This window comes from Bacteroides sp. AM37-9 (assembly GCF_003603455.1).
In the GTDB taxonomy this organism is placed as follows: Bacteria; Bacteroidota; Bacteroidia; order Bacteroidales; family Bacteroidaceae; genus Bacteroides; species Bacteroides xylanisolvens.
This window is the reverse complement of record NZ_QTNF01000004.1, coordinates 143,408-157,360: the sequence shown is the minus strand read 5'-3', so window position 1 is coordinate 157,360 and position 13,953 is coordinate 143,408. Positions and strand designations below refer to the sequence as shown.

General features: G+C 43.6%; 8 protein-coding genes and 2 pseudogenes. 1 reads left to right on the top strand and 9 read right to left on the bottom strand.

Annotated features, from left to right (window positions below; translation table 11 throughout):
• Positions 1-53: 53 nt before the first annotated feature.
• From DW862_RS04525 to DW862_RS04480, 9 genes and pseudogenes are all read right to left on the bottom strand, one after another.
• Positions 54-1,760, bottom strand: a complete 1,707-nt coding sequence (locus DW862_RS04525; RefSeq protein ID WP_120067358.1) for an acyl-CoA dehydrogenase family protein — start codon at positions 1,758-1,760, stop codon at positions 54-56.
• A gap of 6 nt (positions 1,761-1,766) precedes the next feature.
• Entirely contained in the window at positions 1,767-2,786 is a 1,020-nt protein-coding gene (locus tag DW862_RS04520) for an electron transfer flavoprotein subunit alpha/FixB family protein (protein ID WP_055278939.1), read from the bottom strand.
• 2 nt (positions 2,787-2,788) lie between these two features.
• The gene (locus tag DW862_RS04515; protein ID WP_004314244.1) at positions 2,789-3,661 is read right to left on the bottom strand and encodes an electron transfer flavoprotein subunit beta/FixA family protein; all 873 of its coding nucleotides are present in this window, start codon (positions 3,659-3,661) and stop codon (positions 2,789-2,791) included.
• A gap of 725 nt (positions 3,662-4,386) precedes the next feature.
• A pseudogene (locus tag DW862_RS26140) lies at positions 4,387-4,793 on the bottom strand (HEPN domain-containing protein).
• Positions 4,790-5,093: pseudogene (locus DW862_RS04500) on the bottom strand (nucleotidyltransferase domain-containing protein). Before DW862_RS04500 ends, DW862_RS26140 begins: the two co-directional pseudogenes overlap by 4 nt.
• Before the next feature lie 103 nt (positions 5,094-5,196).
• Positions 5,197-7,071 (bottom strand): alpha-L-fucosidase, encoded by a 1,875-nt coding sequence (locus DW862_RS04495; RefSeq protein WP_120067355.1) that lies wholly within the window; start codon positions 7,069-7,071, stop codon positions 5,197-5,199.
• Between the two features lie 40 nt (positions 7,072-7,111).
• Positions 7,112-7,792, bottom strand: a complete 681-nt coding sequence (locus DW862_RS04490) for a hypothetical protein (RefSeq protein ID WP_120067354.1) — start codon at positions 7,790-7,792, stop codon at positions 7,112-7,114.
• 135 nt (positions 7,793-7,927) lie between these two features.
• Positions 7,928-10,774, bottom strand: a complete 2,847-nt coding sequence (locus DW862_RS04485; RefSeq protein ID WP_120067353.1) for a TonB-dependent receptor — start codon at positions 10,772-10,774, stop codon at positions 7,928-7,930.
• Between the two features lie 31 nt (positions 10,775-10,805).
• The gene (locus DW862_RS04480) at positions 10,806-12,164 is read right to left on the bottom strand and encodes a DUF4925 domain-containing protein (RefSeq protein ID WP_049703466.1); all 1,359 of its coding nucleotides are present in this window, start codon (positions 12,162-12,164) and stop codon (positions 10,806-10,808) included.
• A 239-nt stretch (positions 12,165-12,403) separates the two neighbouring features.
• On the opposite strand from DW862_RS04480, the gene DW862_RS04475 reads away from it, so the two are divergent.
• Entirely contained in the window at positions 12,404-13,255 is an 852-nt protein-coding gene (locus DW862_RS04475; protein ID WP_117683565.1) for an AraC family transcriptional regulator, read from the top strand.
• Positions 13,256-13,953 lie beyond the last annotated feature (698 nt).

The window sequence follows — 13,953 nt, the reverse complement described above, 5'->3', positions numbered from 1 at the left end:
AAGCATCCACTTCCTAAGAAGGGATGCTTTTATGAGATTTGATAGAGTATTTATTACTTTTTGTAGAATGCCAAGTCTTCTTTATCGAAGTTTTCGATGAAGTTTGAGTGCTTTTCTACTTCCGCTTCTGCATAGTTCAAATATACATGTGCAGATTTGGAGAACAGTTCGGAAGCCTTGCTGGCATCTTGAATCAGCAGGTGACACATGATAATGTCAGCAGCCATTTCCACCAGTTTGCGAGCGGTGAAGTCAAGCAATTCCTGGTCTTGTACTTCTTTCACTGCATTGGTGCTGACTTCGAATTTGTCAGCCATCTTTTTCAGACGAGACATCAGCGGTTCCATTTCCGGTGAGCAAGGAATGGTTTCGAACTCGCGGATGGTAGCGATGTACGAACCATTGGTTACGTAACGGATAGCGGCTACTGTCTGCAACTGGGTAGTTCCTTCGTAGATGCTGGTGATACGTGCGTCGCGATAGATACGTTGGCAAGCATATTCCATCATGAAACCTGAACCGCCGTGAATCTGAATACAGTCGTAAGCGTTTTGGTTCGCATATTCAGAGTTCATACCTTTAGCCAGCGGAGTAAAGCTGTCTGCTAATTTAGCATATTTCTTTTGTTCCTGGCGTTCTTCCGGAGTCAGTTTACGTTCGCGGGCGATGTCGTCCAATGCTTTGTAGATGTCTACGTAGCGAGATGTTTGATACAGTAAAGCACGTCCGGCATCCAGTTTGCCTTTCATGATAGCCAGCATGTCATACACAGCCGGGAATTCGATAATTGCTTTTCCGAACTGCTTACGGTCTTTAGCGTATGCCAAACCTTCATTGTAAGCTGCCTGGCTCAATCCTACAGATTGTGCGGCAATACCCAGACGGGCACCGTTCATCAGAGCCATTACGTATTTAATCAAACCGAGTTTGCGGTCACCGCAAAGTTCAGCTTTTGCATTCTTATATACCAATTCGCAGGTAGGAGAACCGTGGATACCGAGTTTGTTTTCGATACGGCGTACGTTCACGCCACCCTGACGCTTGTCATAGATGAACATAGACAAACCGCGTCCGTCTCTTGTTCCTTCTTCCGAACGTGCCAGTACGAGGTGAATATCCGCGTCACCATTTGTGATGAAACGTTTCACACCGTTCAGTAACCAGCATCCGTCTTTTTCGCTGTAAGTAGCTTTCAGCATAACAGATTGAAGGTCGGAACCAGCATCCGGTTCTGTCAAGTCCATTGACATGGTTTCACCTTGGCAGATGCGTGGAATAAAGCGGCTGTGTTGGTCGGAGTTACCAAACTCATAAAGAGTTTCGATACAGTCCTGCAATGACCAGATGTTTCCGAAACCTGCGTCGGCAGCAGCCACGATTTCTGCACACATGGTGTACGGGGTGATCGGGAAGTTCAGACCGCCGAACTTACGTGGCATGGTCATACCGTTCAAGCCGGCTTTCACCATTGCGTCCAGGTTCTGTTTGGTTCCTGATGCATATTCTACGCGACCATTGGCACAGTGAGGACCTTCTTCGTCTACACCTTCTGCGTTAGGGGCAATGATTTCTCCTGTGATTTCTCCGGTAATCTCCAACACTTTGTCATAAGAGTCTACAGCATCTTCGAAGTCCAGTGGAGCATAATCGAATTCATCTTTATCTCTGTAATTGCGTTCTTTGAGTTCGCAAATACGTTTCATCATCGGATTGTTCAAGTGAAACTTGAGTTCCGGTATGTCTGTATAATAATTAGCCATCTTTCCTTACTTGCTATTTTGTTTATAATACTTAATCATCTTCGGCACAACTTCTTCGATAGTTCCGTTGATTACGTAATCGGCAATCGTGTTGATCGGAGCATCCGGATCGTTATTGATGGAGATGATGATACCACTTTCCTGCATACCGGCAATATGCTGAATCTGTCCGGAGATACCGCAAGCGATGTAGAGTTTCGGACGAACCGTTACACCTGTCTGACCGATTTGGCGGTCGTGATCTGCAAAACCTGCGTCAACAGCAGCACGGCTGGCACCTACTTCTGCATGAAGTTCTTTAGCGAGGTCGAACAACAGGTCGAAGTTTTCTTTCGAGCCTACACCGTATCCGCCGGCTACGATAATCGGAGAACCTTTCAGGTTGTTCTTTGCTTTTTCTACGTGGCGTTCGATTACTTTCACTACATAGTCCGTATCAGCTACGTACTTTTTCACATCGTGACGGATTACTTCTCCCTGATAAGTCGGAGAGAGGATTTCTTTCTTCATCACACCTTCGCGAACGGTTGCCATCTGCGGGCGGTGTTCCGGGTTCACAATCGTAGCAACGATGTTACCGCCGAATGCCGGACGGATCTGATACAACAGGTTCTTGTAAGTCTTGCCTTCTTTCTTGTCTTCGTGGTCACCGATTTCAAGTGAAGTACAGTCGGCAGTCAATCCGCTGGTCAAAGCAGAAGAAACGCGCGGACCGAGGTCACGACCGATCACAGTAGCCCCCATCAGACAAATTTGCGGCTGTTCCTCTTTGAAAAGGTTCACCAGGATAGCTGTGTGAGGAAGTGAAGTATAAGGGTAAAGTCCTTCGCCGTCGAAAACGTGAAGTTTGTCTACTCCGTAAGGAAGGATTTGTTTTTCAATATCTTTGAGGCCGGTTCCGGCAACCACTGCTTCGAGCTGACAGTTCAACTGGTTGGCTAACGAACGACCTTTGGTCAGAAGTTCGAGGCTAACGTCTAAAACGTTACCTTCTTCTATTTCGCAATATACAAATAAGTTATTCATGATTATCCGATGGTGTGGTTAGCTAATAGTTCAACAATCAGGTCTTCCACGTCACGGTCGCTGCCGCTGATGGTTTTGCTCTCTTTAGCCTGGAACACGATGTTCTGGATGGCTTTCACTTTTGTCGGCGAACCGGACAGACCGCATTGTGCGAGGTCACCGTTTACGTCGGCTACGCTCCATTCTGCCAGATTCAGATAATCGCGCTTGTCATACAGGTCGGTATAATCAAGATTGCCTTGCTGCTTTTCAGTCACAGTTTTGGCATGCTTGTATTTCTGAACCAATTTAGCGTTACGCGGACGGCAAGGAGCTGCAGAACCGTTGACAGTAATCACGATAGGCAGCGGGCCTTCTACAGTTTCAACACCACCGTCGATGTGACGTTTCACCTTAATCTTACCATCGCCTACTTCCAGAATTTCTTCTGCGTATGTGATTTGCGTCAATCCCAGCTTTTCTGCTACCTGCGGACCTACCTGTGCCGTGTCACCGTCGATTGCCTGACGGCCACCGATAATAATGTCATACTCACCGATTTTGCGGATGGCAGTGGCAAGTGCGTAAGACGTAGCCAATGTGTCTGCACCAGCGAAAGCACGGTCAGTTAATAAGTAACCGTTATCTGCACCACGGAAAAGTCCTTCACGAATAATGTCGGCTGCCCGTCCCGGTCCCATTGTCAGAACGGTTACGGTAGAGCCTGGATGAGCATCTTTCAATCGGAGAGCTTGCTCGAGAGCATTCAGGTCTTCGGGGTTGAAGATGGCGGGGAGTGCCGCACGGTTAATCGTTCCGTCGGCTTTCATGGCATCTTTCCCAACGTTACGTGTGTCGGGAACTTGTTTTGCCAATACAACAATTTTCAAACTCATGCTATAAATTTTAGTATTAGTATTTCTACAAGTTAGCAGCCAGTAGTCAAGTAGTAATCTCTTGCTATCCAAACTATCCGGTTAACTATCAGCGTGCAAATTTACTCAAACGCTTGGTTCTGACAAGAAATCCGAGTAAAAAATGCACAGGTTTAAGAATTTTGAGCAAAATAGGAGGGTTTTTATAGATTTAATTTAGGGTTCCTCTTTAATAACTTATAATTAATGTGCATCCATAAACCTTTCATTCTTCCTCCTATTAAGTTGGTGATACTTTTACCCTCACACCCTCACCCTCTGGCTCAATCCATTTATTCATCGGGGTTGTAGGTGTGAGGGTAAAGGTGAGGGTAGGTGAGGGTTACTTTTTACCCTCACCCCAAACAATATCGGCAGTAAGGGGCTCCGCGATGGCATCACTTTATGTTGGTTTTAAAGTAACTATTCTTGTTATGTATTCTCTTAGGTATTTATGCGTTAATGCTTAGTAGTTCTTTTGTTAAGCTCTAATGCTTTGCAAGGGCTCACCCATGTGAACAAAGCTGTTTACGTATGTGGATATATTTGTTTGCAACTGATAGCCTGTTTGTTCACACAGGTGAGCCCTTGATAACTATTAAGCAAAGACACATAAACAATAGGGGAAAAGCATATGAAATGCGGGTATTTGTCAGATGAGATACTTGCTTCCTGGAAGATGAGCGTAAGAGTGATGATAACATGACTCAAGCGTTTGACTCCTTCAGCAGAACTTCGATGGCTCCAATAAAGTCAGTTGCTTTAGTTAGGCATCAATTCGTCTATTTCTTCCTCGCTTGAATAGGCAAAATCATCATAATCACTACTATGCCGACGTTCGAAAAGTAGGGAAAAACAACGTCCCAATTCACGTGACATACGACCGGTAGCGACGAAATGCAATCCTATCATCTGTTTGACACCTGCATGGGTACCAGGATTTAATAAGCAGAGCGACTGCTGCATAATAACAGGCATAATAAAGACGGTTTACAGCCGTATTATAATAGCCTTGTTGTTTTAGATAGGGTATTTCTTTCAGCGTTTCTTTAGCACGTAGAAAACGGTAAGCTGACAGTGCCTCAATATTTTCCCTGTTTAATTGTTCTTTCATAGTACGATCCCCTCTTTCATTACATTCATACCAAAAGGGACGGTTTTCCCAAATCTTTTTCAGCAAGACACGTGCATTTATTTGCACTCCCGTTTCTATTTCTATATCGTAGAGCGGAGTGATGATACGGTCTTCTTCTTTGACGGTCAATTTATTACCGTCAACCAATATCAATAAATCAATATCGCTATCAGGACGGGCATCCCCACGTGCCTCACTACCATATAAAATGGCTTGAGCTTCCGGTGCCACCTGTGTTAAAGCCTTCCGTATTCGTTCTACAATTTGTGGACGTTTCATATTTATTGCTTTTTATTTACGAACAAAGTTATATAAATTATTCGAGAAGCCAAGAGATACAGCTATTTATTCTCTTTAAGTGTTAAAATGACAGTTACTTATTTTATTGTATACCGATTTCGGCCAGTCCCATCGGTTTACTATCATGTATCATCCGTGTTGCTTTCAACTGAACATAGCGGGCGTTTACCGGAGTAAAGTAAACCGATTGCAGAATCGGATTATTCTTTATATTGGAAAATTCATCTTTGGCTACTACCTGATTGACAGCATTACTATCCGTGCCGACAGAGATTTCATAAGAGCTGATTATTCCTTTATTATATTCACTCTGGTCGGGGAGATAATGGAAGGAGGTAATTGTGTGTTCTTCTCCCAAATCAATCAATAATGTATTTCCGTTGATGAAACAGGTGGTCTGATTGTTTTTATCCATACATTTCTGTGCTTCCTCCGTATCTACTCCGGTGAGCGTGAACGGATAGCTCTTCAACTCTTCTGCTTTTGCAGTATATGTATCGGAAGTCTCTCCTGCATAATAGGCTTCTATGTTATTGATACAGAGGCAAGCTCGCGAATCTGTAAAACGGACACGGATCTTATCTGTGGTGACTGTCTCGAAACGAAGAAGGCGTTTATATCCGATAGTGGTCGTTTCTTCATTCAATTTTACCGGAAGCCATTCGCCTTCCTGGTTGTATTCTACAACGAATGATTTGACACGTTGCCCCAGCGGTATATATTCCTGTAACATCATGCGGTTGATCTTTTCCGTTTGAGGCAGGTCAAATTCGATTGTGGCAGAGTTGACACCGTCATTGGTAGCCCAATAAGTATCATACTCACCATCGGTTACCGCTTTTGCAGAGAATGTTTTTCCCCGTTCGTCCGATGCTTTGGGAGAAAGTCCGGCCAATAGGTTGTGTGCCAGTTGCTTTTGTACGTTCTGGTGGAAGTTTACGGCGTTGGCAGAGTCTGTCGGATGAATCAGTCCGTCACGATCGACCGGGAAGTTGAGTAACAATGTTGCGTTATGACCTACGCTACGGTAATACAGATCGGTCAATGCATCTGCTGTTTTCACACGGTCGTCTTCTTCCGGATGATAGAACCATCCCGGACGGATGGATACGTCACATTCTGCGGCTACCCATTGGTTGCCGTCGGCATGGCCATATTGCAATTCACGATATTTGGGGTAACCCGGATAAACTTCTCCGGCACGGAGAAAAGACCAGTTGGTAGCTCCTGCAAATCCGTTTTCGTTACCTACCCAACGGCAGCCCGGACCTCCATCCGAGAAGATAACAGCTTGTGGTTGCAACTCGTCGATCAACTTATAGGCTCGCGGATAATCGTAATAAGTTTTGCGGTCGATAGTACGGCTGTCTTTTGCTCCGCCATACCAGCCGTCTCCGCCATTGGCACCGTCAAACCAGATTTCAAAAACATCACCATAGTTGGTTAATAGCTCGTTGAGCTGTTTATAGAAGTATTCTACGTATTCGGGAGAACCATAGTTGGCTTGATGCCTGTCCCAGGGAGACAGATAAACAGCGAATTTAATGCCGTACTTCTTGCAGGCATCTGATAGTTCGCGAACGATGTCGCCTTTTCCGTCTTTATACGGGGTGTTACGGATGCAATATTCTGTCAGTTGAGTGGGCCACAGGCAGAATCCGTCGTGATGTTTGGCTGTCAGGATCACTCCTTTCATGCCGGATTTCACAAAGGTCTGTACCCATTGCTCGCAATCCAGTCGGGTAGGATTGAATGTTTTAGGATCGGAATCACCGTATCCCCATTCGCGGTCGTTGAATGTGTTAAGTCCGAAGTGTACGAAAGCGTATGTTTCCATTTTTTGCCATTCTACCTGTTTGGCTTCGGGAATGGGCAGGATAGCTTCCGGTGCTTTGACCGAATTACAGGCACTTAATAGAAGGAGGCCTGCTCCGAAAATAAGAAAGTGTTTTTTCATGGGGGTAATTTATTAGTTAATAATTGAGTGTAAGAATCATCTACAACGTAATTCCGAATACAAAATAAAGTTGCTCTTCATAGGGGTTGGCTATTAGTTTTCCGAATATGGGCAGAGAGAAGTTGGATGTTATTTTGATTTCTTTCGTTGCGGATAATCCGATATTGACTACATTGAATTTGTCGGAGTACATACTTTCCCAAGGGGTAAAACCAGCTTCGACACTCATGTTTACATCTTTCACGCTGAACGGATAACTCAATTCGCAATAGCTGGACCAGGCACGTTTTCCGTTTTCACGGTAGTCGTTTCCGGCAAAGGTGGTGTACCAGCTGACTGATAATGGAAATTTCTCACTAAGCATATACCCGGCTCCTACTTCAAAAGTATGTCCCGTGGAATGTGAACTGTAATTGAAGTATTTGAAAGGTTCTTCTTCTGTTTGGGTAAAATAGTTGTTGGCGTAGAGAGTCAGGTTTTTGTATTCGTACTCCAATGACAAGTCTATCTCATTATTCTTTTCGCGAAATTCGGTAGAACCCCATGCATAGACGGTCAGGCCTTTCCAGTTGAGGCCGAGCGAGGGTTGTACACTTGCATTACCGCTGTCTATACCACGCCAGATGTAGCTACTTACAAAATCTGCGGTTACAAAAACTTCTTGTGCCTGTGCAAAGGCTGTACATAATAAGATAGCAATAAGTAGGATTTGTTTTTTCATTTTATCGACTGTTTTTTCTCATTTTCGCGGGGTAAAGATACGCAATATATAGATAAATGATGACAGATGCGGAAAAAAAGAAAGCGGCTGCATCGTGCAGCCGCTTCTGAATCGGTTGTAAATTCTAAAAGTTATTTAGAAAGTAATATCCATCTTAACAACAAACGTGCGTGGAGCGGCAACTGCCATCGGGCGGTAGCTATATTCTTTATTTAACAAGTTGTTGACCATAAACTGAAAAGCTACCTCTTTGGACGCTTTTACTCCAAGGCGCATATCCACAGTGGCGTAGTCCGTATTATGTTTTTTCCAATAAGTAGCCAAAGTCTCTCCTTTAGAATAACCGAAAGCGATGCCGCGAACGTAATCCATCAAGTCGAGTTGTGCTTTCGGCCGTTCATCCATCATCAGGTAATCCACTGCGAGGATTTTACTCTTCCAGGCAACGTTCGCACCCAGATTGATACGTTTCCACTGGAAATCTACCGTCGCTTTAAAACTGTGTTTCGGACGATACTTCAGGTACTTTCCGGTGTTAGATTTTTCTTTCATTTGAAGAGGATCAGTATAAAGATCCTCCGCATCATTGCGTTCCTTATAATCCGCATCACGGGGTTCGGTGTATACATACCCTAAGTTATAGAACAACTTTGTGTTCTTGTTGAAGTTATAAACGCCGTTTGTTGATATTTCCACTCCGTAGATTTGTGCTTTCGATACGTTATGAAACTGTGCTCCGATTCCGAAACCTTGACCATCGGTTATCATCCGGATGGCATCACTGATGCTGTTAATCATCGTATAGTCCGCATTATTGAATAGTCCGAACTGGAATTCGACCATATCCTTATATTGCGTATAGAATCCTGCAACATCTACAAATCCCTGGAAATTGCCAATCTTATACCCTTGCTTGAATCCCAATTCCGCATTAAACCCTTTTTCCGGTTTGATATCCAGATTCGGGTAAACGCCGACTCCTCCGATATCCTTGCGCAGGTATTTCTCATTGATGGACGGGTTACGGTAACCTTGTCCGAAGCTGGCACGGATAAAACTGTAATCTGCCAACTGATAGTTCAATCCGGCACGGAACACGGGGCGGAATGGAACTTTAGTTCCGAACATCTTTGTTTCTGCTTCACGATGGTGATTGTTTACACGATAGTATTCGGCACGTACGCCGGCAGATACGCTTAGACGATCCCAAAAACGTTGGTCGTACTGGAAGAAAGCAGCTATGTTATCGCTTTTGTAGACTTCGTCCATGATGGCCGAATTATACCGTACATGCTCATAAGTGGCTCCGGTAGTGATTTGTGCGCCACTGTCCCATTTCTTGTTGAACTGATAATCGAGATAATAGTTAGTGCTTTTATCAGTCTGCGTCTTAGGAGTGTTTCGTGAAGGATTGAGTACGTCGGACACCCAGGGAATCAGGTCACCAGGCAATTGTCCGTTCGTCAGTCCTCCCAAATCACTGGGTAGTCCGTTGTCCATCACCCAGGAAATCAGATCACAATAATCGGCAGTTGTCGCGTTAGGGAAGATATTGCCTAATGAAGTGAATACTCCATTCATGGCGTCTTCCAGATTACCATTGATTAGTCCTGAACCGATTCCCACCAATGCCGGATAGAGCGAGCTGTAATCACCGCCTGCAATATTCTGTATCGTTTGGGCATCTGTCCCCATATTGCCCAGAATATCCATGATGGATGCTCCCTGGGTAGGACGTACGATATTGTCGGCACTATAATAGAAACGTCCCTTGATCTTATGTGACGTACCGTTTTCCGGATTCACGTAGTTGACAAACGGGTCGATATGGAAATTATTATCTTCCCTGCCCATGTTGGTGAAAGGAGAGGGCTTGTACACCTCTGTCGGTGAACGCCAGATAAAAAAGTCACCATATTGATTAGACAGGAAATCGATATTAAAACCATAGTTCAACAGTTTCATTCCCATGTCCGGTTGGTGATAGGTTAGGTTACCTCCCATGCGGAAACGTTTGTTATATCCTTGCTGGCGGTATCCTTCATCGGTGAAAAGATTGAGGCTGCCACTGACGTCGAAATTACCGATACGACGGGCGTGGGAGAGATCGAATCCTTCGTAAATCGGATTACGCACACCACTAAGAAGATTTCCGCGTAGAATTGGTTTGACCGAATATTTATCTTCTTTCCAGAAACTCTTGTCACTCCATTGGTATTCGTCATTCTCCGCATCACCATAGATACCGAGATATGCGCTGAAACGTGTTTTCGGAGCTAACCCCGGACGTGCGGTGCGGATATTGATGATACCATTCAAAGCCGATGAACCATATAAAACGGAAGAGGCTCCTTTGATTACTTCAATCTGCTCGATATTCTCCAAAGGTACGGTGTTCCAGTTGATTTCACCTGTCTTGGGATTCAGGGTACTCATACCATCCACCAGAATCTGACTGCGTGCACCTACTCCGTATGTCCATCCGCTACCACCACGTATGGAAGGTTGTTTGTCTACAATATCCACTCCCGGAAGAGTGCGGAGGGTGGACGATATATCCGTTGGTGCCTGACGGGCAATGTCACCCGCTTTCACTACATCCATGGAAACAGTGACATTACTCAATTTCTGTTCAAAGCGTCCGGCGCTGACCACGACTTCCTCCAATAGTTTGGTGCTTTCTTTCATGTAGACGTTTTTGGTAATTACCTCACGTCTGTCGATTACGATCGGCATCAGTACATCTTCGTAGCCCACATAACTGAATACGAGATCGACACCCCCTTCGGGCAGTTTGATTTCATAAGCCCCATGAATGTCGGACACTACTCCCTGATTACCCTGTAACTTATACGTAACGGCTGCTCCCACCAATGGCTCATTGGTATTTGCATCATATATATGTCCTTTCAGCGTTTGGGCAAAACTACTCCCAAGACTGGTGAAGCATAGTAGCAAATTTAGAATATATATTTTCTTCATTGTTTTCTTTTTTGATATTCATAGTTGATGTTTATTCTTGTGGCAGAAGATCCAATCCTAGGTCAATAGTATTGGCTGCATTCCATAAAACCGGCAGACCGTTTTCGTCATTTCCCATGAGAAGTCCGAGCAGGTTTTTAAATACAGTATTGTTAGCCATGCTTTCCGGCAACATTCCTTCCACTATCGGTTGTAGCCCGGGCAATAATTGAATGAAAGCAGTTGTCGACTCTTTGGTTAAGTAAAGATGGGTATGTCCGTCTTCCTCTTCTATATGAAAGATAATTCCTTCAGTCAGTAAGTAGAATACCTGCTGGAAGCTCGCCGTATCCATACTGGTTATGATACCGAGTAGTGGATTGTCGATCATGGAGTTCACGATTCCGAGCAACAGTTTCAGTTGCACAGGATTGGATTGGGCAAGAGCTTCCATAATTCCGGAAACCAGTCCTGAATCGATAGGAGTTTCACCGTCCTTGGTTGCCAGACTGATAATTGCCGGTAAGTTCAGGTTTATTTTAAGTCTACCGCTCTCCTCTGTCCAGGTGATTAGATTAATTGGTGAAGCGGTCCACGTACGGTCTGTCAATGCATTATTGATATCTTTTTCCGTCAGTAAACCAATCATAAACTTGGTGACAAATGTTGCGATGGTACCGACGTCTTTATCCGGATCTATGTTATTGATCGGTACGCTGCCGATGTAAACAGGACTCGTCGTATAATTGGCTACAAGGTTACCGTCGGGTTGTAGGGTGATTGTCTGAAGAAGTTGCGGTATGAAATAGCAAAGTGCATTTTGAATCAGTTTCATCCTTAAAAACAGTGTACTGCCCGCTTTGGTCAGTTCCACGTCATCCAGATGGACATAGAATCCTCCGGTTAAGATTTCATTCGTTTCTTTCCATACATATTGCCCTCCGCTGTAAGTGACAGTCATTTTCTTTCCTTTAGTGAAATTGGATATGCCATAACTTTTCTTCCATTTACTTTGCGGCATTACTACATCCAAATCTAGTTTCATTGTTTTCGGAGTGATGGCACCGCTGTATGTCACGGTTGCTCCTCCCATCGTGATGTTCTTGCCGCTAAATGTATAAGAGTCTTCCTGTTCGCACAGACTGATTGGAAGAGGAGTTTGTTTCTCTCCCGGAATAATGTCATTCAGTGTCAAGGTTCCTTTTTCACTGTCTTCTGTTTTAAAGTCGACAGTTTTTCCAACGAGTTTTTCCCCGCTGTAGGTCAGGTTTAAGTTCGCCGGTTTGATGTATGAGCCATACTCCTGGCAGAGTTCACCCGGCCAGAATAGCTTGTCATTATAGGTTTCCTCGCAAGATGTAAGGAGGAAAGCCGTACAAGCTACATAAAAAAGTCTTTTTAAAGTTCTCATTCTCTTCTAGGTTTTATTTCAACATATTTATTAAAACAATGCAAAGTACGGCTAATAGGTGACTGCCGTCAAGCTCCATTCTTGGGATTCAATATTCTATATTTGCTATTTTCTTAAATACAATCCTAATAAAGAAGAAAACAATGTTCTATTTGTAAGATATAATATACCATTTTTGAACTTGTTGTCCGGAATCCGGATGGAATGGATATTTTTGGTAAACTAAAAAAGAACTGACGATGACAACGAACGAATCCTTTCCTAAATTTGACCTTCCGGTTGACTTTATAGCAGATGACAGTATCACCGGAGATATCTTAAACTACTATGGTAATTTCCCCTGTAAAATAAAAGCCGGTGTCTTTGTGCTTTGTACGGAAGGGATGGTCAGAGCTACCATTAATTTGCTGGAGATTGTCATTCGTAAGAATGATTTCATCGTTGTTCTTCCTAATTCATTCATTCAGATACACGAAGTTTCGTCTGATACCCGTATTTCTTTTGCCGGTTTCTCGTCCGATTTTATGCTTTCGGGCAATTATGTGGAAATCCTGCTGGACTCTATGCCTATGATATTGAACAGTCCGGTCATTTCTCTGCAAGACGATGTTGCCGGCTTATACCGGAATGTATATCTTTTATTGATTCGTGCTTATACACTCCCACATTCATTAGAAAATAAAGAGATCATCCGTTCCGTACTGGCTATTTTTTTGCAGGGGACGAAAGAACTGTATAAACGCTATGGCAAAAAGTTCGATGAACCTTTGCGAAGAGAGCAGGAGTTGTACAGGCAGTTCATACAGTTGCTGATGGCTCATTATACCAATGAACATGAAGTGGCGTTTTATGCGAAGAAGTGTGGAGTTACTGCGGCACATTTCTCAAGTGCCATTCGCAGGGCAACCGGATACAGTCCGTTGGCAATCATTACAGAGATAATTATAATGAATGCGAAGGCCCAATTGAAAACCACCCGGTTGCCGGTGAAAGAAATAGCCTTCTCGTTAGGCTTTAACAATCATTCTTTTTTCAATAAATACTTTCGTAAAAAGGTGAAGATGACTCCGCTGGAATATCGCGAGAAATAAATCTGCGTCTGCTTAAAATTGGACTATACATAAAAATGGGATGTTTTATACATTCTCCCTGCTGTCAATCAGAGCCGGTATGCAAGAGGTTGATAAAAAATCGCTTAAATATGTATCGGGGAAATGCGAAAAGACAGCGCTTTGCTGATGGAAGATCCTTTTGGTACTTATTTGCTTTCAGAGTCGGAGTAAATGATTGATTCTTTTCCTATTATATAGCTATTTGCTATATAAAGAATCAATGGATTCTGAAGTGAATTAACTTAGAAATGGCTCTTCTTTCAGCCCAAAAATCCTTTCTCACCGATGAACGCTGGCTTGGTCGGTGAGCAAGGATGCGTTTCTCACCGACCAAGCCTGCGTTTCATTAAAAGCAAGGGTGCATTTATACCATAAAGACCGTCTGTTTTTCCTTGTATTTATGCATAATAAGGGGCTGTATGTGTATAATCTTGCATTAATTTATGCATTTTATTCTCTGCTTGATTTGATTCATAGCCACTGTCAAACGGTAGAATCTTAAAAATAGAACAAAACTGTTTACCGTTGAAATCCGTTCTTTGGTCGATTCTATTTGGAGGAAGAAAACAGCAGTCTTACTTTTGTTTCGATAACATGGAGTAATCCCGGAAAATAACTGCTTAAAAAAGCCTCAGAAGCTATTTGTAGCTAATGAGGCTTTTTATTTATAAAGGACG